This is a genomic window from Streptomyces finlayi (genome assembly GCF_014216315.1).
GTDB lineage: Bacteria > Actinomycetota > Actinomycetes > Streptomycetales > Streptomycetaceae > Streptomyces > Streptomyces finlayi_A.
On the sequence record NZ_CP045702.1, the window covers coordinates 953,657 to 972,212 of the forward strand.

General features: G+C 70.8%; 15 protein-coding genes and 1 pseudogene. 7 read left to right on the top strand and 9 right to left on the bottom strand.

Going from position 1 to position 18,556, the window contains the following annotated elements:
* Positions 1–240: 240 nt before the first annotated feature.
* Positions 241–1,698, top strand: coding sequence for a catalase (locus F0344_RS04475; RefSeq protein ID WP_185297525.1), 1,458 nt, complete (start codon positions 241–243; stop codon positions 1,696–1,698).
* A gap of 319 nt (positions 1,699–2,017) precedes the next feature.
* Here the strand turns inward: F0344_RS04475 and gcl are convergent, their stop codons facing one another.
* Positions 2,018–3,802: a glyoxylate carboligase gene (gene gcl / locus F0344_RS04480; protein ID WP_185297526.1), complete on the bottom strand. Its 1,785-nt coding sequence runs from the start codon at positions 3,800–3,802 to the stop codon at positions 2,018–2,020.
* A gap of 220 nt (positions 3,803–4,022) precedes the next feature.
* Here gcl and F0344_RS04485 point away from each other — a divergent pair, with 220 nt between their 5' ends.
* From F0344_RS04485 to F0344_RS04495, 3 genes are all read left to right on the top strand, one after another.
* A complete protein-coding gene (locus F0344_RS04485) occupies positions 4,023–4,727 on the top strand; it encodes a hypothetical protein (protein WP_185297527.1) in 705 nt (234 codons plus the stop codon).
* 82 nt (positions 4,728–4,809) lie between these two features.
* Entirely contained in the window at positions 4,810–5,328 is a 519-nt protein-coding gene (locus tag F0344_RS04490; RefSeq protein WP_185297528.1) for a GNAT family N-acetyltransferase, read from the top strand.
* Positions 5,329–5,426: 98 nt separating this feature from the next.
* The gene (locus F0344_RS04495) at positions 5,427–5,666 is read left to right on the top strand and encodes a hypothetical protein (RefSeq protein ID WP_258049665.1); all 240 of its coding nucleotides are present in this window, start codon (positions 5,427–5,429) and stop codon (positions 5,664–5,666) included.
* 116 nt (positions 5,667–5,782) lie between these two features.
* Here F0344_RS04495 and F0344_RS04500 read toward each other — a convergent pair.
* Both F0344_RS04500 and F0344_RS04505 read right to left on the bottom strand, forming a co-directional pair.
* Positions 5,783–5,990 (bottom strand): annotated as a pseudogene (locus F0344_RS04500) (AMP-binding protein); the annotation flags it as partial.
* Between the two features lie 53 nt (positions 5,991–6,043).
* Complete coding sequence (locus F0344_RS04505; protein ID WP_185297529.1) at positions 6,044–7,717, bottom strand: AMP-binding protein; 1,674 nt, start codon at positions 7,715–7,717, stop codon at positions 6,044–6,046.
* A 195-nt stretch (positions 7,718–7,912) separates the two neighbouring features.
* Here F0344_RS04505 and F0344_RS04510 point away from each other — a divergent pair, with 195 nt between their 5' ends.
* Positions 7,913–8,728 (top strand): helix-turn-helix domain-containing protein, encoded by an 816-nt coding sequence (locus F0344_RS04510; RefSeq protein ID WP_374940141.1) that lies wholly within the window; start codon positions 7,913–7,915, stop codon positions 8,726–8,728.
* A gap of 40 nt (positions 8,729–8,768) precedes the next feature.
* Entirely contained in the window at positions 8,769–9,350 is a 582-nt protein-coding gene (locus F0344_RS04515) for a dihydrofolate reductase family protein (RefSeq protein ID WP_185297530.1), read from the top strand.
* Here F0344_RS04515 and F0344_RS04520 read toward each other — a convergent pair.
* The 3 genes from F0344_RS04520 to F0344_RS04530 form a co-directional block, all read right to left on the bottom strand.
* Positions 9,347–10,465: a winged helix DNA-binding domain-containing protein gene (locus F0344_RS04520; protein ID WP_185297531.1), complete on the bottom strand. Its 1,119-nt coding sequence runs from the start codon at positions 10,463–10,465 to the stop codon at positions 9,347–9,349. The two genes, F0344_RS04515 and F0344_RS04520, sit on opposite strands and share 4 nt — an antisense overlap.
* 77 nt (positions 10,466–10,542) lie before the next feature.
* Complete coding sequence (locus tag F0344_RS04525) at positions 10,543–11,628, bottom strand: glutathione S-transferase family protein (protein WP_185297532.1); 1,086 nt, start codon at positions 11,626–11,628, stop codon at positions 10,543–10,545.
* Entirely contained in the window at positions 11,625–13,133 is a 1,509-nt protein-coding gene (locus tag F0344_RS04530; protein WP_185297533.1) for an MFS transporter, read from the bottom strand. The genes F0344_RS04525 and F0344_RS04530 overlap by 4 nt, the downstream gene beginning before the upstream one ends.
* 331 nt (positions 13,134–13,464) lie before the next feature.
* On the opposite strand from F0344_RS04530, the gene F0344_RS04535 reads away from it, so the two are divergent.
* The gene (locus F0344_RS04535; RefSeq protein ID WP_185297534.1) at positions 13,465–15,870 is read left to right on the top strand and encodes an endonuclease/exonuclease/phosphatase family protein; all 2,406 of its coding nucleotides are present in this window, start codon (positions 13,465–13,467) and stop codon (positions 15,868–15,870) included.
* An 11-nt stretch (positions 15,871–15,881) separates the two neighbouring features.
* Here the strand turns inward: F0344_RS04535 and F0344_RS04540 are convergent, their stop codons facing one another.
* The 3 genes from F0344_RS04540 to F0344_RS04550 are packed head-to-tail and all read right to left on the bottom strand — an operon-like array spanning position 15,882 to position 18,318.
* Entirely contained in the window at positions 15,882–16,802 is a 921-nt protein-coding gene (locus F0344_RS04540) for an alpha/beta fold hydrolase (RefSeq protein ID WP_185297535.1), read from the bottom strand.
* Positions 16,803–16,819: 17 nt separating this feature from the next.
* Positions 16,820–18,088 (bottom strand): beta-ketoacyl-[acyl-carrier-protein] synthase family protein, encoded by a 1,269-nt coding sequence (locus F0344_RS04545; RefSeq protein WP_374940061.1) that lies wholly within the window; start codon positions 18,086–18,088, stop codon positions 16,820–16,822.
* Entirely contained in the window at positions 18,085–18,318 is a 234-nt protein-coding gene (locus F0344_RS04550; RefSeq protein WP_185297536.1) for an acyl carrier protein, read from the bottom strand. The genes F0344_RS04545 and F0344_RS04550 overlap by 4 nt, the downstream gene beginning before the upstream one ends.
* Positions 18,319–18,556: the final 238 nt, after the last annotated feature.

The window sequence follows — 18,556 nt, forward strand, 5'->3', positions numbered from 1 at the left end:
CCCGGTCCGACCAGGTCCGGTCCGACCCCGTGGGACCCTGCCCGACCCACCCCGGCCCTGCAAACAGGGCCCCCTGCACTCCGGACCGCGGTGGCGCTGACACCTGTCCTGTCGCGCCCAGGCGTCACCGCGGTCCGGAACCACACCCTTCGATTTCAACAAACTGTTGACGCGCTGTTCGCGGCGAACCTACGCTCCTCAAGCCGTCAGCAGCTCCAGCATGGAAGGTCATCCCGCCACATGGCTAAGCGTGTCCTCACGACCGAGTCAGGCGCCCCGGTCGCCGACAACCAGAACTCCGCCACCGCCGGCGTCGGCGGGCCGATCCTCCTGCAGGACCAGCACCTGCTGGAGAAGCTCGCCCGCTTCAACCGTGAGCGCATCCCGGAGCGTGTGGTCCACGCCCGCGGCTCCGGTGCGTACGGCTACTTCGAGGTGACGGACGACGTCACCGGCTTCACCCGCGCCGACTTCCTGTCCGAAGTGGGCCGTCGCACCGAGACCTTCATCCGGTTCTCGACCGTCGCCGACTCGCTCGGCGGCGCCGACGCCGTACGCGACCCGCGCGGCTTCGCCCTCAAGTTCTATACGGACGAGGGCAACTACGACCTGGTCGGCAACAACACCCCGGTGTTCTTCATCAAGGACCCGATCAAGTTCCCCGACTTCATCCACTCGCAGAAGCGCGACCCGTTCACGGGCAGACAGGAGCCGGACAACGTCTGGGACTTCTGGGCACATGCCCCCGAGGCGACGCACCAGGTGACCTGGCTGATGGGTGACCGGGGCATCCCCGCCTCGTACCGCCACATGAACGGCTACGGCTCGCACACCTACCAGTGGACGAACGCACAGGGCGAGGCCTTCTTCGTCAAGTACCACTTCAAGACGAACCAGGGTGTCCGGTCGCTCTCCGGCGAGCAGGCCGCTGAACTCGTGGGCAAGGACGCCAACTCCCACCAGACGGACCTGCTCCAGGCCATCGAGCGCGGGGTGAACCCGTCCTGGACCCTGTACGTGCAGGTCATGCCGGCCGCGGAGGCCGCGGACTACCGCTTCAACCCGTTCGACCTCACGAAGGTGTGGCCGCACGGCGACTACCCGCTCCAGCGCGTGGGCCGGCTGGTCCTGGACCGCAACCCGGACAACGTGTTCGCCGAGGTCGAGCAGGCGGCGTTCTCCCCGAACAACTTCGTGCCAGGCATCGGTCCCTCGCCGGACAAGATGCTCCAGGGCCGGCTGTTCGCCTACGCGGACGCGCACCGGTACCGCCTGGGCGTCAACCACACCCAACTGCCGGTCAACGCGCCGAAGTCCGCCCCCGCGGACAACTACGGGCGGGACGGTCTGATGGCCACCCGCAACGGTTCGCGCCACGACAAGAACTACGAGCCCAACTCGTACGCGGGTCCCGCGCAGACCGGCGCCGGGCTCGCGGCCCCGCTCGCCGTCCACGGCTGGACGGGCACGCACGAGGCGCCCGCACACACCAAGGACGACGACTTCTTCCAGGCGGGTGAGCTGTTCCGGCTCATGTCCGAGGACGAGAAGGGCCGCCTGATCGCCAACATCGCGGGGGGCCTCTCGCAGGTCACGCGCGACGACGTGATCGAGAAGAACCTCGCCCACTTCCACGCCGCCGACGCCGACTACGGCAAGCGCGTGGAGGAGGCCGTCCGCGCCCTGCGCGAGGACTGAGCCTCCACCCCCAGGAACCCTGCCCGCGCCCGTGTACCCGGATGAGGGGTTGTACGCGGCGCGGGCGGGACGAGGCCGCGGTGGCTGTGCGATGCCAGTGCGGTGGTGAAGGTCCCGGGGCGCGTGCGCTGACCTGAAGCGGACGTCCGCTCCGGACCGATCGCCGCTACCGCGGCCCCTGTTCGCCCGTTACCGGGGCGTGGAGTACGGATACGGTCCCGTACTCCACGCCCCTTCGTCATGTCCTCGCGCCGGCCCGGGGCAACGCAGCGGCCCCCTCCCGGCGTTCGGCGGGAGGGGGCCGCTGCGTGGCAACCGGTCAGGACACCGTCAGCGCGCGGATCGCCGTCGGCGCGTGGCCCGGCTCCGTGGCCACGTCCTCGAACTCGTTGACCGACGCGATGTCCGTACCGCTCATCGCGATGTTCGTGACCCGTTCCAGGATCGCCTCGACCACCACCGGCACCCGGTACTCCGCCGCCAGCTTCTTCGCCTCCTCGAACGCGGGCAGCAACTGGTCCGGCTCCGTGACCCGGATCGCCTTGCAGCCCAGGCCCTCGACGACCTTGACGTGGTCCACGCCGTAGACGCCCAGCTCCGGGGAGTTGATGTTCTCGAACTCCAGGCTGACCTGGAAGTCGATGTCGAAGGTGCGCTGCGCCTGCCGGATGAGCCCCAGGTAGGAGTTGTTCACCAGGACATGGACGTACGGGATGTTGTGCTGCGCACCGACCGCCAGCTCCTCCATCATGAACTGGAAGTCGTAGTCGCCCGACAGCGCGACGACCTGGGCCTCCGGGTCCGCGGTGGCCACACCCAGCGCCGCCGGGAGCGTCCAGCCCAGCGGGCCGGCCTGGCCGCAGTTGATCCAGTGTCGGGGCCTGAACACGTGCAGCATCTGCGCACCCGCGATCTGCGAGAGCCCGATCGTCGTGACGTACCGGGTCTCCGGCCCGAACGCCCGGTTCATCTCCTCGTACACGCGCTGCGGCTTCAGCGGAACGTCGTCGAAGTGCGTACGGCGCTGGAGCGTCGCCTTGCGCTCCTGCGTGGACGCGGCCCAGGCCGAGCGGTCCTTGAGCGTGCCGGCCGCCTTCAGCTCGCGCGCCACCTCGACGAAGAGCTCCAGCGCCGCCTTCGCGTCGGACGCGATGCCGAGGTCCGGGGCGAAGATCTTGCCCAGTTGCGTCGGCTCGATGTCGACGTGGACGAACGTCCGGCCCTTCGTGTAGACGTCCAGCTTGCCGGTGTGCCGGTTGGCCCAGCGGTTGCCGATGCCCAGGACGAAGTCGGACTCGAGGAAGTTCGCGTTGCCGTAGCGGTGCGAGGTCTGGAGGCCGACCATGCCGGCGTTGAGCTCGTGGTCGTCGGCCAGGATGCCCCAGCCCATCAGCGTCGGGACGACCGGGACACCGGTCAGCTCCGCGAACTCCACCAGGAGCTCACAGGCGTCGGCGTTGATGACGCCGCCGCCCGCCACGAGCAGCGGGCGCTCGGACGCGTTCAGCATCTCGATCGCGCGCTCGATCTGCTTGCGGGAGGCAGCGGGCTTGTTGACCGGCAGCGGCTCGTACAGCTCGGGGTCGAACTCGATCTCCGTGAGCTGCACATCGATCGGCAGGTCGATGAGGACGGGCCCAGGACGGCCGGAGCGCATCAGCTGGAAGGCCTGCTGGAAGACGCCGGGGACCTGTGCGGCCTCCAGGACGGTCGTCGCGGCCTTGGTGACCGGCTTGGCGATCGACGCGATGTCGACAGCCTGGAAGTCCTCCTTGTGGAGCACCGCGGTCGGCGCCTGGCCGGTGATGCAGAGGATCGGGATCGAGTCGGCGATGGCGGAGTACAGGCCGGTGATCATGTCGGTGCCGGCGGGCCCCGACGTACCGATGCAGACGCCGATGTTCCCCGCGGCGGCGCGGGTGTAGCCCTCTGCCATGTGGGAAGCGCCCTCGACGTGCCGGGCGAGGGTGTGATGCACCCCGCCGGAGGCCTTGAGGGCGGCGTAGAACGGGTTGATCGCCGCACCCGGCACGCCGAACGCGTTCGTGACGCCTTCGCGCTTGAGGATCTCAACTGCCGCTCGGGCAGCGGTCATACGACTCATTGAGTGCTCCTGCTCGGATTTGGTGGAGTCGGGCTCCTCGCGCCACCTGAGAGCACCAATTCCGCATTACGGAAATTTAATTCTGCTATACGGAATCAATCTAAGGTGCGTCCGAACGGCAGTCAAGGGAGGCAAGTGCGCGAAGTCGCCCCCGGAGACCTCGCTTCTGGTGGACCATGGGAGTACGGAGAGCAGCAGGGGGACCGGAGGGGGAACCGCCGTGGAGTCCGTGCCGGTGCGCTGCCCGGTCTGTCGTCGCGATCACGCGTACATCACGCCGGTCTATCCGTGCCCGTGCGGCGCCCCGACCGCCCCGCACGTGCAGCGCGGCGCACCGGCGGAGCCGATCACCCACCGCACGTGGAACGACGACTGGGTGACGGTGCGCTGTACCGGCTGCGGGCGCCACGACCAGTGGCCGCACCCGGAGCTGTGCTGCCCGTGCGGCACGGTGCTCCGGATACCGGTCCGCCCGCTGACGGCCCACACGCCTCCCCCGCCCGGCCCCTCGCACATTCCACTGCCGCGGACTGCCTCGCACCCCCGGCCCGCGTTCCGGCCGATGACGATCCGCACCGCGCGTGACGCGGTCGGCGCGGCGGCGCTCTACCTGTCGTGGCTCGGCTACCGCCAGGTGGTGCAGGCGCGCGAGCGCCCCTCGTCCCGGATAGACATCCGCGCCGCCGGGCTGGTCGCGCAGGTGGACTCCCTCACCACCGCGACCGTCCTGCGCGATGTCGAGTGCCTCTGGCTGAACGCCCTCAACGCCTCGGTCGCGGGAGTCTTCTTCTCGCTCGCCGGATACGCGCCCGATGCCAGGCAGCGCGCGGACGGCCTCGCGCTCCCCCTGTTCGTCATGGACCTCACGGGCACTCCGCAGCCGGTGAACAGCCCTGCCGACGAACTGATCAGCACCGGCGCCTGAACACCCCGGCCGGCAGCCGAATCCGGCCGCTCACCCGGACGAACGGTTCCCCGTTCCCGGCACCGCTCGCCATACTGAAGTCATGCGTATCCGCCCCGCCCGGCGCTCCGAACTGCCCCTGCTGCAGGACATCGAACGCGCCGCAGGCGAACCGTTCCGCACCCTCGGTATGTCGGCCGTCGCGGATGACGATCCGCCGCCGCTCGGCCTGCTGGAAAGCTACCGGCGGGCCGGACGTTCCTGGGTGGCGGCGGAGCGCCTGACGTCCGCCGCCGAGCACCCGCTCGGCTATCTGATCGCCGACCGGGTCGACGACGCGGCACACATCGAGCAGGTGTCGGTCGCACCCGCGGCCGCCCGCCGCGGCATCGGCCGCGCGCTCATCGACCACCTCGCGCACTGGGCACAGGCACAGGATCTGCGGGCCCTCACCCTGACCACGTTCACCGACGTCCCGTGGAACGCCCCCTACTACCGCCGCCTCGGCTTCCGGACGCTCACGGAGGACGAGCTCACCGCCGGTCTGCGTGCCATCCGGACCCTGGAGAACGAACACGGTCTGGACCAGTGGCCACGGGTGTGCATGCGGCGGGAGCTCTGAACCGCCGGACCGGGCGGGCGGGACGACAGACAGTCACGTCCGTCACAACGGGCCCCTATGTTCGGTGCGTTGTCAGTGGTCGGACGTAGAGTGAGCACATGGCCTTTACTCCTCGGCTTCCCCGCCCTTTCATCCCCTCCGACATCCCGCACACCGCACCCGTCGCGCAGCCGACGGCCTCGTCCGCCGCCGAGGCGAACGAGGCGATACGCGCACTGGTGGACGCGCGGGCCGGAGAGGACTGGTCGTCCGTGGAGTCCGCGGCGTACGAGGTGCTGCTGATCGAGTGGGCCGCGGCGACCCGGGGCCTCGGCTCCGACATCATCGAGGCCGCCTGACCCCGTCCGCCAGGACGGGATCAGCCGGCCCCGTGACGCCCTCGCGCTGCCCTACCCGCCGTAGGTCTCGCGCAGTTCGATCTTCCGGACCTTCCCACTGACCGTCATCGGGAAGGTCGGACCTCGCCGACGAGGGCCCGGTAGTCGCTCGTGCGGTGGGAGAGCGAGGCGACCAGGAGCGAGATCCCCGCCTGGTTGATCACGTACTCCAGCTCGTGCGCCCGGTAGGCCGGATTGATGGTGACCATGATCGCGCCGATGCGGGCCGTGGCGTACTGGACGAGCGCCCACTCCTTGGACCGTGCGGTCCAGGCTGACGCCGATCGTCTCGCCGAGGAGCGGCGTGGTTCCGGTGCCGTGTGCGCACGACGGTACGTTCACCGCAGGTCCCCTTCCTCGAACTCGGTGCCCGTGCCCTGGGCGGTGCGCTCACGGAGTTCGATCCGGCGGATCTTGCCCGAGACGGTCTTCGGCAGCTCCGCGAACTCGAGCCGCCGGATGCGCTTGTACGGCGCGAGTACCGCCCGGGAGTGCGCGAACAGCGCCTTCGCGGTGTCCGGACCGGGTTCCCAGCCCTCCGCGAGCACGATGTACGCCTTCGGCACGGTGAGCCGGAGCGGGTCGGGAGCGGGCACGACGGCGGCCTCGGCGACCGCCTCGTGCTCCAGCAGGGCGCTCTCCAGCTCGAAGGGAGAGATCTTGTAGTCGGACGACTTGAACACGTCGTCCCGCCGGCCCACGTACGTCACGTAGCCGTCCTCGTCGCGGGCGCCGATGTCGCCGGTCCGGTAGTAGCCGCCCGACATGGCCTCGGCCGTGCGCTCAGGGTCGCCGTGGTAGCCGGTCATCAGACCGACCGGGGCGGCCGACAGGTCCAGCGAGATCTCGCCCTCGGCCGCGGGTTCACCGGAGACCGGGTCGAGGAGCACGACGTCGAAGCCGGGGCTCGGGCGGCCCATCGAACCGGCCTTGAGCAGCTGTCCGGGGGTGTTGGCGACCTGGACCGCCGTCTCCGTCTGGCCGAAGCCGTCGCGGATGGTGACGCCCCATTCCCGCCGCACGGTATCGATGACCTCCGGATTGAGCGGTTCGCCGGCCGCGACCACCTCGCGCGGCGGTGTCTTCAGCTGCGAGAGGTCGGCCTGGATGAGCATGCGCCACACGGTGGGCGGCGCGCAGAAGCTGGTCACTCCCGAGCGGTCCATCTCCGCCATCAGCCGGCCCGCGTCGAAGCGGGTGTAGTTGAAGATGAAGACGGTGGCCTCCGCCGTCCACGGCGCGAACAGGTTCGACCAGGCGTGCTTGGCCCAGCCGGGCGAGGAGATGTTGAGATGGACGTCACCGGGCTTCAGGCCGATCCAGTACATCGTCGACAAGTGGCCTACGGGGTACGAGACATGGGTGTGCTCGACCAGTTTGGGCCGGGCGGTGGTACCGGAGGTGAAGTAGAGCATCAGCGGTTCGTCCGCCCGGGTCTCGCGGTCCGGCTCGAAGGCCGTGGGCTGCTCGTCCGCGTCGCTGTAGGAGAGCCAGCCGTCCGCCTCGCCGCCCACCGCGATCCGGGTGTAGTCGCCGGGTACCTCGTCGAACTTCGGTGCGTCCGCCGCCCGCACGAGGACATGGCGCACCCGGCCGCGTTCGACGCGGTCGCGCAGATCGGCGGGCCCCAGGAGCGGGGTGGCGGGGATGAGGACGGCGCGCAGTTTCATCGCGGCGAGGGCCGTCTCCCACAACTCGGCCTGGTTGCCGAGCATGACGAGGATGCGGTCACCTTCGCGCACGCCCTGGGCCTTCAGCCAGTTCGCGGCCCGGTTGGACCGGGCGGACATCTGTGCGAAGGAGACCTCCGTGCGGCGGCCGTCCTCCTCCACGATGTGCAGGGCGGTGCGGTCGTTGTTCTCGGCGATGACGTCGAACCAGTCCAGCGCCCAGTTGAAGTGCTCGGACCGGGGCCACCGGAAACCCTCGTACGCACGCGTGTAGTCCTCGCGGTGTGCGAGCAGAAAGTCCCGGGCCGCCCGGAACGTCTCCGTGGCGCTCGTTGCCGACATATGCCCTCCTCATTGCGGACCTGACCGGTCGATTGACATCATGTGAACAGTGACCCAGATCTCACTACCCCCGAACGGGGGTGGAGTCGGACGGGTGGAGTCGGACGGGTGGAGTCGGACGAGGCGGAGTTGGACGGGGCGGAGTTGGACGGGGCGGAGGATTTCGGCGTGCCGGTACCCGGCGAGGCGGTCGAGATGCGGGCGGCGCTCCTGAGTCTGCGCCGCACCAGCGGGCTTCCCGTCGTCTTCGGCGGTGTGCTCCACGATGCCCGGCACGCCAGGATCGCCGAACTGCACGGGGCGCAGTCGGCCGCGCTTCGCGGTCTCGTCATCTCGGCGGGCAGCGGGCTCGGCGGCAAGGCGATCGCGCTGTCCCGGCCCTGTGCGGTGACGGACTACCCCTCCGCGCGGCACATCAGTCACGAGTACGACATGGCCGTGGCGGCGGAGGGCCTGCGCTCGGTCGTCGCGGTGCCCGTCGTCGTACGCCGGAAGGTACGCGCTGTGCTGTACGGGGCGCTGCGCGAACCGCTCACCCTCGGGGACCGTACGTTCGCGGCGGCGGTTTCCGCGGCCCGCGATGTGGAACAGGCACTGGTCGTACGGGACGAGGTACAGCAGCTTCTCGCGGCCACCCGGGAGCAGGTGACCGACCCGGACGCGCCCCCGGGTTCCTGGGAGCACGTCCGCGAGGCGCACCAGGAGCTGCGGGCGCTGGCCCCGAAGATCCTCGACCCGGCGCTGCGTGCGGAACTGCTCGCGGTCTGCGGGCGGCTGGCCTCGGCGACCGGCACGCGCGCTCCTTCGGCCCGCCCGGTCCAACTGGCCCCCCGTGAAGTGGACGTCCTCGCCTGTGTGGCGACCGGGGCGACGAACGCGGTGGCTGCGGAGCGGCTCCGCCTGCGGCCCGAGACGGTGAAGGGCTATCTGCGCTCGGCGATGAGGAAACTGGGCGCGCACACCCGTCTGGAGGCCGTGGTGGCGGCGCGCAGGGCGGGTCTGCTGCCGTAGGGCGTGCCCGGCTGGTACCCGTGGGCGAGGAGGATTTCTGATGCGCAGCGTGACGTACTCGATGAGCGTCTCACTCGACGGCTACATCGTCGGGCCGGACGGCAGTTTCGACTGGACGACGCCTGACGAGGAGGTCTTCCGGTTCTGGATCGACGAGATCCGAGAGGTCGGCGTCCACCTGCTGGGGCGGCGGCTGTACGAGACGATGCTGTACTGGGAGACCGCCGACCAGGATCCCTCGCTCGACGACGCGATACGGGAGTGGACCGCGCTCTGGAAGCCGCTCCCGAAGGTGGTGTTCTCCACCACGCTGTCGGCGGTGCGGGGCAACGCCCACCTGGCCTCCGGTGGCCTGGCAAAGGAGATCGAGCGGTGGCGGGCCGAACCGGGGGAGGGCGACATCGCGATCGGCGGTGCGACCCTCGCCGCCGAGGCGGCCGCGTCGGGTCTGATCGACGAGTACCGGGTCGTGATCTATCCGGTGCTGGTCGGTGGTGGCATTCCGTACTTTCCCCGGCACGAGCGCCGGGAGGATCTCGAGCTCGTCGAGACCCGCACCTTCGGTTCGGGAGTCGTCCACCTCCGCTACCGCGTGGCCCGCCAGGGCCTCGGCCCTCGCTAGCCGAAGTCGACGAACGAGGCGAAACGGACGTCGTACGCGGTCGCGTCCGTCATCACCTTCATCATCCCGACGGCCTCCTCGGCGATCTCCTCGCGCTCCGGCCCGTCGAAGCGGCCGAGTGGCTGCACCGTGACCGTGGCGGTGTCCCCGGCCGTGTCCAGCCGCCAGACCGCGGCGAGGAATCCGTCGACGAGGAGGCTCCCGTACGACTGGTTCCCCTTGCCGTTGCGCCCCTTGTACGCGGGCGGGATGACACGGGAGCGGTCCGCGTGGCCGAGCAGCACGTTGTCGAACTCCGGCAGGAAGCGCGGTGGGGCCGGGGCGTCCTGGTCCGGGCGCGGTGCGTCGGGGAGGTCGAAGAGCTCGACACCGTTCTCGTCGCGGAAGGTGAGGAGCCGGGGCCGCAGCCGTTCGAAGACCTCGCGCAGCCGGGTCAGTCCGGCCCACACCTGCATGTCCTTCACGGAGGCGGGTCCGAAGGCCGCCAGGTAGCGCAGGACGGTCCCGTCGGGTGCGGGGACCGGCTCCGGCGGGCGGCCGAGCCAGTGCTCGGCGGTCGTCAGCGCGACCTGCCCGCTCCGCCCCCACAGACCGCGTGGGGTGACCTGGACGAGGGGCAGGCGGCAGCGGGCGGCGACCGCCAGTGCCTGCGGATCGGCGTCCGGCCAGTGGCCGAGGAGAGTCTCGCGCAGTTCCTTCATCGTGCGCGGCCTCTCCTCGACGAGTTCCTTGCTGATCGTCGCGAGCCGGTCGAGGTCCACGCCGGTGAGGCCGGCCCGGAACGCGGTGAGTTCACGTTCGCGGGCGGCCTGGACGAGCGGGCGCAGGGTGAGCGCGTCGTCGGAGGTGTGGGTGTGGATGGTGGAGCGGAGGGTGACGATGCGGACCGTCTCCCGGGACTCCATCAGCTTCGAGAGACCGGCGGGCCGGAAGCCGTCGAGGCGGGCGTGGAGCTGGAAGTACGGGGGCTTGGTGTTCTGTGCCTGGAGCCCCAGGAGGTGTGCGACCGCCTCCTTCGCCGGCATGGCGCTGCGGCTCAGGAGCAACTGGCGTTCCAGGGTCGCGCGGTTGAGTGCACGGATGGAGAGCACGGGAGCGTTCGTCTTCGCGGCCATGCGCGGCACGGTACGCGGAGTTGCGGACACCCTCCGTCCGCAATTCGCCATCCGCATGCGTCACGGGCGTACCGGGGTCAGGGACGTCCTCGCCCCGGAATCTCCTCGGCCGGCGGTACGGGTCCCGGTGCGGTGCCGTCGCCGAACGGGCTGCCGCCCAGCTCCTCCCGGTGGTGCGGGGTGAGCCAGCCGGACAGGTCGGGGCCCAGGGGCACGATGCCGGTGGGGTTGATGCCGGTGTGCACCCGGTAGTAGTGCTGCTTGATATGGCCGAAGTCGACCGTGTCGCCGAATCCGGGTGTCTGGTAGAGGTCGCGGACGTAGGCCCACAGGACAGGGTCCTCGGCGAGCTTGGAGCGGTTGCATTTGAAGTGGCCGTGGTAGACGGCGTCGAAGCGCACCAGTGTGGTGAACAGCCGGATGTCCGCCTCGGTGATGGTCTCGCCGACCAGGTAGCGCCGGTCCGTGAGGCGCTCCGACACGAGGCCGAGGCGGCGGAACACGTCGGTGTACGCGGCGTCGTACTCCTCCTGGCCGCTGGCGAACCCGGCCCGGTAGACACCGTTGTTGACGTCCCTGTAGATGCCCTCCATGACCTCGTCGATCTCCTCGCGGAGCGCTTCGGGGTAGAGGTCGGGGGCGCCTTCCCTGTGCAGTGCGGACCACTCGGTGGCGAAGTCCAGGGTGATCTGCTGGTAGTCGTTGGTGACGAGCCGCCCGCTCGGTACGTCGACGATCGCGGGGACGCTGACCCCGCCGGGGTAGTCGCGCTCCCGCGCGTCGTACGCCTCGCTCAGGAAGCGGATGCCGAGGACCGGGTCCTTGCCGTCCTCGTCCAGGGTGAAGCGCCAGCTGCGGTCGTCCTGGATGGGGTCGGCGACAGCGAGCGACACGGCCTTCTCCAAGCCCAGGAGGCGTCGTGACACCAGGGCGCGGCTCGCCCAGGGGCAGGCGCGGCTGACGACCAGCCGGTAGCGCCCCGCCTCCACCGGCCAGCCGTCGCGGCCGTCGGCCGTGATGCGGTCCGCGAAGTGACTGCGGGACCGTTTGAAGGGCTTGTGGCCGTACGAGGTGTTCCCGTCGGACCCCTGCCCGCCGGAGCCCTGACCTCCGGAGCCCTGGGAGCCCTCGGAGGACTCGGACCGGCTCGTCTCGTCGTTCATGCGTCGGTTCTCCCTGGGTCGGCGGACTCCTGCGTACGATTCCTGCCCCGTCGGGTGGCCCGCACATCGGCGACGGCGACGAGCAGACCCGCGAGGACGAAGGCGACCGAGACGAGAAGCCCGTGATCGTAGGCGGTGGCCCAGCCGTCGGGCCCCACCTGGGCGAAGAACACCGCGCCGACAGCGGCGATGCCGATCGCGGACCCGACGCGCTGTCCGGTCTGAAGGGTGCCCCCGGCACTGCCCGCGCCGGCCACCGGCACCTCGGAGAGGGTGAGGGTCTGGTTGGGCGCGATGACCAGGCCGCTGCCGAGACCGGCCAGCAGCAGGGGGGCGGCCATGGCCCATCCCGCGTTCGTCCCGGGTACCAGGTTCACGGCGAGTGCCGTAAGGGCGAGTCCGGCCGTCACCATCGTGAGGCCGACGACGACGAGGGGCCGTCCGAAGCGGCCGACCAGCCGGCCGCCGATGCTCGCGGTGAGGCCCGAGCCCAGGGCGAACGGGGTGACGGCGAGGCCCGCCTGAAGGGCGGTGTAGTGCTGGCCCGACTGGAGGTAGAGCGTGGTGACGAAGAAGATCGACGTGAATCCCGCGAAGTACAGCAGGATCAGCAGACAGCCGAGCCAGTAGGACCGCAGGCGGAACAGCGCGAGATTCAGGACCGGCTGCGTGAACCGGGCGGCGCACCGGGACTCCCAGCGGACGAACACGGCGAGGAGCGCCGCGGACAGGATCAGCAGCAGCCATTTCCTGTGGCCCGGCCACTGCTGGGCCTGCACGAAGGGCAGCAGCATGGCCAGTACGCCCGCGCCGAGCAGGAGGACGCCGACCGGGTCGAGGTCGCGGGCCCGCACGGGGGCCGCCGACGGGGTGTCCGGGAGCAGCCGTCTGGCGAGCAGGAGGCACACGACGCCGAGCGGCAGGTTGACGTAGAACACCCACCGCCAGCCCTCGGCCGCTCCGGCCACCTGGATCAGCAGGCCGCCGAGCAGCGGGCCGACCGTCGTCGAGATGCCGACCACGGTGCCGAACATGCCGAAGGCCCGGCCGCGCTCCCCGCCGGAGAACATCTGCTGGATGAGCGCGGAGATCTGCGGGGAGATCAGCCCGCCCGCGAGCCCCTGGACCAGGCGTGCGATCACCAGCCAGAGGCTGGACTGGGCGGCGCCGCAGGCGGCGGACGCGAGGGTGAACAGGGTGAGTCCCGCCATGAACACCGCCCGCCGTCCCCGAGCGTCGCCGAGGCGGCCCGCGGGAATGAGGAAGAGGCCGAACGCCAGGGCGTAGCCGGACAGCACCCACTGGAGATCGGACTCGGTCGTGTCGAGGCCCTCCCTGATGGACGGCAGCGCCACATTGACGATGGAGACGTCCAGCAGGGTCATGAATCCGGCCACCAGGCAGACGCCCAGCGCCTTCCAGCGGCGGGGGTCGGGAACACCGGAACCGGGAGTATCCGCACCGGGTCGGGAGCTTTTCCCCGGGTGCGCCGCGCTCTCTGCCATGTCTCGCACCCTAGGTCCTGTCTGGAGTTCCAGCGCGGGAGAAGGAGTGGCGTCCGGTGCCGTCGAATCCAAGGCGGAGGAGGGAGCGATGGCGGAGCCCTCGCGACTGACGACAACGCCGGAGGCGGCGGTGCCGGACGCCGCGACGCCGCGGGGGAACTCCAGACAGGACCTAGGGACCGGGCGCCTGTCGGGCGGCTCCTGGTACGCGCGTCCGGGCCTCCTGGGCGTCGGACACTCCTACGATGCGCGGAATTAACCTCTGATGCCTTGTCACGCTCGGTCTACGCGCATAGCTTTTGCTCTCACTACCTAGTTGGGGGCTCCACACGTGCACATATCCAGACACGGTTCCGCTCTGCTTGCGGGCGCCGTCGCCGTCACCCTCTCCGTGACCGCTCTGCCTGCCGCCTTCGCGGCCCCGTCCCCGACCGCCGTGATCTCCGAGGTCTACGGCGGCGGCGGCAACTCGGGCGCGACACTCACGCGCGACTTCATCGAGCTGGCCAACGCCGGGTCCGCCACGTACGGCCTCGCGGGCTTCAGCGTGCAGTACCTTCCGGCCAGTCCGTCCGCCGGTTCCCTGTGGCAGGTCTCCGCGCTCACCGGGTCCATCGCTCCCGGCGGCCGCCACCTCGTCGCCCAGGCCGCCGGTACGGGCGGCACCGTGGCGCTGCCGACGGCGGACGCGACCGGCACGGTCGCGATGTCCGCATCCGGCGGCTCCGTCGCACTCGTCTCCGGAACCACTCCCCTGACGTGCAAGACGGCTGCCGACTGCGCCGTCGACACCAGGATCGTGGACCTCGTCGGCTACGGCTCCGCCGTCGTGCGCGAGGGCAGCCCCGTGACCGGTGCCTCAGCCTCCGCCTCCGTGGCGCGCGGCGCGGCCCTCGCCGACACCGACGACAACGCCGCCGACCTCTCGGCCGGCACGCCCACCCCGGTCAACTCCGCCGGTGAGTCGTCCGGCGGCACGGGCCCCGGCCCCGGCGACCCCGGCAACCCGACCGAGCCCGGCACCGTCCGGGTGCACGACATCCAGGGCGCGACCCGGCTGTCGCCGCTCGCAGGACAGTCGGTGTCCGCCGTCCCGGGCGTCGTCACCGCCGTACGGACCTCCGGTTCGCGTGGCTTCTGGATCCAGGACACCGCTCCGGACGCCGACGCACGCACCGGCGAGGGGCTGTTCGTCTACACCGGGAGCTCCGCGCCCACCGTCGCCGTGGGCGACTCGGTGCTGGTCAGCGGAAAGGTCGCCGAGTACTACCCGGCCGCCACCGCCCAGTCCCTCACCCAGCTCACCGCCCCGAAGACCACCGTGCTGTCCTCGGGCAACGCGCTGCCCGAGGCGGTCGTCCTCGACGCGGCCTCCGTGCCGGGCGCCTACGCCCCCACGGCGAACGGCGGCTCGATCGAGGCGCTGCCGCTCGACCCGACGGCGTACGCCCTCGACCTGTACGAGTCGCTCGAAGGCACACGCGTGCGTATCGCCGACACCCGTATCACCGGGGCGACCACCCGGTACAACGAGATCTGGGTGACGGTCAAGCCCCAGGAGCAGCCGACGGCGCGCGGCGGAACGCTCTACGCCTCGTACGCCGACCAGAACACCGGCCGCATCAAGGTGCTGTCGCTCGACGCCGCCCGGCCCATCCCGGTCGCGGACGTCGGTGACGTGCTGTCCGGCACCACCACCGGTGTCATGGACTACGCGTCCTTCGGCGGCTACAACCTCCAGGCCACCGAGCTCGGCACGCTCACCGACAACGGCCTGCGGCGCGAGGTCACCCGCCCGCAGCGCGGCAACGAGCTGGCCGTCGCCACGTACAACGTGGAGAACCTGGACGCGCTCGACGACCAGGCGAAGTTCGACACGCTCGCCGCGGGTGTCGCCGTCAACCTGTCCTCGCCCGACATCCTGTCGCTGGAGGAGATCCAGGACGACAACGGCGCGGTGAAGGACGGCACGGTCGGTTCCGAGGCGACGCTGAAGCGGTTCACCGACGCGATCGTCGCGGCGGGCGGCCCGCAGTACGCGTGGCGTTACGTCGCCCCCGAGGACGGCCAGGACGGTGGCGAGCCGGGTGGCAACATCCGTAACGTCTTCCTCTTCAACCCGGAGCGCGTCAGCTTCGTGGACCGTGCGGGCGGTGACGCGACCACCCCGGTGTCCGTGGTGGACACGAAGAAGGGTGCCACGCTCTCGGTGTCACCCGGGCGGATCACCCCGACGAGCAGTGCGTGGGAGGACAGTCGCAAGCCGCTGGTGGGCGAGTTCCGCTTCCACGGCAAGCCGGTCTTCGTCATCGCCAACCACTTCACGTCCAAGGGCGGCGACCAGCCCCTGCACGGCCGCAACCAGGAGCCGGTGCGCAGCTCGGAGACCAAGCGGGTGCAGCAGGCCGCCGAGGTCAACACCTTCGTCAAGTCACTGCTCTCGGCGGACAAGTCGGCGCGTGTGGTGACCCTCGGGGACCTCAACGACTTCGCGTTCTCGACGACGATGGACACGCTGACGGACGGCGGGGTGCTCAGTCCGCTCATCACGACGCTGCCCGCGAGCGAGCAGTACAGCTATGTGTTCGACGGCAACTCGCAGACGCTGGACCACATTCTGACCAGCCCTGCCGTGACCCGCTTCGACTACGACGTGGTGCACATCAACGCCGAGTTCGCCGACCAGGCGAGCGACCACGACCCGCAGATCGTCCGGATGCAGGTCAACAAGCGCTGACCGCGCCCCGGTCACCGGGCCGTGGGCGACACCACCACGTCGCGCACGGCCCGGTCCTGGTGCGGAAGTGCCGCCGGGCGCGCCCGTTCGAGGGGCTGGTCGGTGAAGAACCGGGTGACGAGTCCGGCGACCTCGTCGGGCCGCTCCAGGACCACCCAGTGGTCGGACCGGTCGATCGTGACGAAGCGGCTGCCCTCGATCGTCCCGGCGAACGCCCGCTGCCGTTCGGGCGAGGTCACCGTGTCGTGCTCCCCCGCGAAGACCAGGGCGGGCACCCCGGACAGCCCGCCGGAGAAGTCGGGCAGGTCCCCCAGAGCCCGGCGCAGCGTGTCCATGGCGTGCGGAGAGTGGGCCAGCGCGTGCAGGAAGGAACGCCGGACGTAGCGCCTGGCCAGCTCCCTGCGGTGGACGGTGCGCTCGGGATCGAGGCACATCAGACCGTCGGCCGCGAGCCTCGCGAACCCTTCCGTGTCCCCCTCTGCCAGCCGCTCCTGGGCCTGCCGCCAGTACCGGATCCGGTCCTCCCCGACATGCGCGGGCACCCCACCGAGCACCAGCCTCGCGATGCGGCCCGGGTTGCGCCGCGCGCACCCGAAGGCGATCGCCGCGCCGTACGAGAAGCCGAAGAGGTTCACCCTCGGCACGCCCAGGCTGTCGATGATGCCCGTCACCGCGTCGATCACGGTGTCGGCCGCGGGTCCGGGCGGCAGCGGGTCCGCCGTCCCCATGCCGGGCAGGTCGGCGGTCACGACATCGGCGAAGGGGCCCAGGTGGTCGTCCATCTGCGGCCAGCCGAACATGCCCTGGAGCGCCCCTCCCAGCACGATGACGGGTTCGGTGCCCGGTCCGCCATCCGTAGTGGTGCGCGGCAGGACGCGACAGCCGTAACGGAGCCCGTTCACCGACAGGGTCCGGATGATCTCCTCGGACATGGTGGTGGTTCCTCCGGTCACTTGGTGAGCACGAGCGCCGCGTTGTGGCCGCCGAAGCCGAGCGAGGTCTTGACCGCGTGGTCGAAGGCGGCGGGCCTGGCCTCCTTGCTCACCACCTCGACGGGAATCCCGGGATCTGGGGCGTCCAGATTGCCGGTGGGCGGCACCAGTTGACGCTGGAGGGCGAGAACGGTCAGCGCGGTCTCGATGCCGCCCGCCGCGCCGAGTGTGTGCCCGGTCCTGGCCTTGGTGGAGGTGACGAGAGGGCGGTCGCCGAGCACCCGGTGGAGCATGGTCGCCTCGATGAGGTCGTTGGCCACGGTCGAGGTGCCGTGGGCGTTGACGTGGCCGATGTCGCCCGCTCCCACCCCCGCGTCCGCGAGGGCGGTGCGCAGCGCCCGCTCGATACCGAGGCCGTCCGGGTCGGGGGCGACGGCGGAGTGTGCGTCGCTGGACGCCCCGTAACCGGCGACGTGCGCACGGACGACGGCGCCGCGGGCGCGGGCGTGCTCGGGGTGCTCCATGACGAGGAGCCCGGCGCCCTCGCCGACGACGAAGCCGTCGCGGTGGGTGTCGAACGGGCGGCAGGCCGCGCCCGGGTCGTCGCGGCGGGTGGAGACGGCCTTCATCTGGCAGGCGCTGGCGATCAGCAGCCGGGAGCAGACCGATTCCGCGCCGCCCGCGACCACGATGTCGCAGGCCCCCGAGCGGAGCATCTGGTGGGCGGTGCCGATGGCGACGGTGCCGGATGAGCAGGCCGTGGAGACGGCCTGGCTCGGCCCGTGCACACCGAGGTCCATGGCGACGCTGCTCGCGGCGCCGTTCACGACGGTGAGCGGGGCAAGCTTCGGGGAGACCCGCCGTGCGCCGCGCTGGGTGAGAGCGGTGTGCTGTTCGTCGTAGAAGGGCAGCCCGCCGTGCGCGGACCCGATGACCACGGCGACGCGGCCGCTGTCCCAGACCGAGGGGTCCAGTCCGGCGTCGGCGACGGCCTCGCGTGCGGCGATCACCGCTAGCTGCGCGAAGCGGTCCATCAGCCGCTGGGCGGCGATGCCCAGCACGGCCCGTGCATCGAGGCCCGGGACGGTGTACATGAAGTCGCAGGGCAGGCCGTCGAGTTCGGGCTGGTGGTGGACGGACGGCACGGCCGCGGGGTCGCAGACCCCGTGCCAGGCGGCGTCCGCGCCGACGCCTGCGGCGGTGACGAGACCGATGCCGGTGACCGCGGCGGAGAACGGTTCCAGGGGTGACCTCACCCACGAGGAGGCGGCCCTGCGGGCCGTCACGCGGTGGCCTTGCCGTGCACGGCCTCGACGAGCCGGCCCACGGTGTCCCGCGAGGTCAGCGTGACGTCTTCCAGGTCGATGTCCATGCGGTCCTCGATCAGGAGCCGCAGCTCCTCCAGCGCCAGGGAGTCCAGACGCAGTTGGCGGAGCGGCACATCGGGGCGGATGGCGAGGGGGTCGGTTCCGAACTTCGTCACCAGCAGGGTGGTGATCTCATCCGAGGTGCTCATGGGGCGCTCCTCCGCAGTAGTACGCGGTGACGCCGGCCGCGTGGGGTTGGGGGACAATGCCATCGGGGGCGCCGGCTGCTCCGGAGGGACCCTTTATACGCCTTCAAGGGCCGCTGTCCGCCTCACGTTCCCCCGTGCGGTGGGGGGACGACCAGGTGTACGAATCCCCGGTTCCGTCCGGGCGGGGCGGGTCAACGGCCCCGGAGGGGGCGGTTCGTGGCCCCTGAGCGTGGTCAGG

Excerpts from the sequence above, each read along its gene's own strand:
- F0344_RS04550 (WP_185297536.1), bottom strand. The coding sequence starts at position 18,318 with ATGAGCACCTCGGATGAGATCACCACCCTGCTGGTGACGAAGTTCGGA.
- F0344_RS04540 (WP_185297535.1), bottom strand. The coding sequence starts at position 16,802 with ATGTCCGAGGAGATCATCCGGACCCTGTCGGTGAACGGGCTCCGTTAC.
- F0344_RS04490 (WP_185297528.1), top strand. The coding sequence starts at position 4,810 with ATGCGTATCCGCCCCGCCCGGCGCTCCGAACTGCCCCTGCTGCAGGAC.
- F0344_RS04505 (WP_185297529.1), bottom strand. The coding sequence starts at position 7,717 with ATGTCGGCAACGAGCGCCACGGAGACGTTCCGGGCGGCCCGGGACTTT.
- F0344_RS04515 (WP_185297530.1), top strand. The coding sequence starts at position 8,769 with ATGCGCAGCGTGACGTACTCGATGAGCGTCTCACTCGACGGCTACATC.
- F0344_RS04475 (WP_185297525.1), top strand. The coding sequence starts at position 241 with ATGGCTAAGCGTGTCCTCACGACCGAGTCAGGCGCCCCGGTCGCCGAC.
- F0344_RS04520 (WP_185297531.1), bottom strand. The coding sequence starts at position 10,465 with ATGGCCGCGAAGACGAACGCTCCCGTGCTCTCCATCCGTGCACTCAAC.
- F0344_RS04525 (WP_185297532.1), bottom strand. The coding sequence starts at position 11,628 with ATGAACGACGAGACGAGCCGGTCCGAGTCCTCCGAGGGCTCCCAGGGC.
- F0344_RS04510 (WP_374940141.1), top strand. The coding sequence starts at position 7,913 with ATGCGGGCGGCGCTCCTGAGTCTGCGCCGCACCAGCGGGCTTCCCGTC.
- F0344_RS04495 (WP_258049665.1), top strand. The coding sequence starts at position 5,427 with ATGGCCTTTACTCCTCGGCTTCCCCGCCCTTTCATCCCCTCCGACATC.
- gcl (WP_185297526.1), bottom strand. The coding sequence starts at position 3,802 with ATGAGTCGTATGACCGCTGCCCGAGCGGCAGTTGAGATCCTCAAGCGC.
- F0344_RS04530 (WP_185297533.1), bottom strand. The coding sequence starts at position 13,133 with ATGGCAGAGAGCGCGGCGCACCCGGGGAAAAGCTCCCGACCCGGTGCG.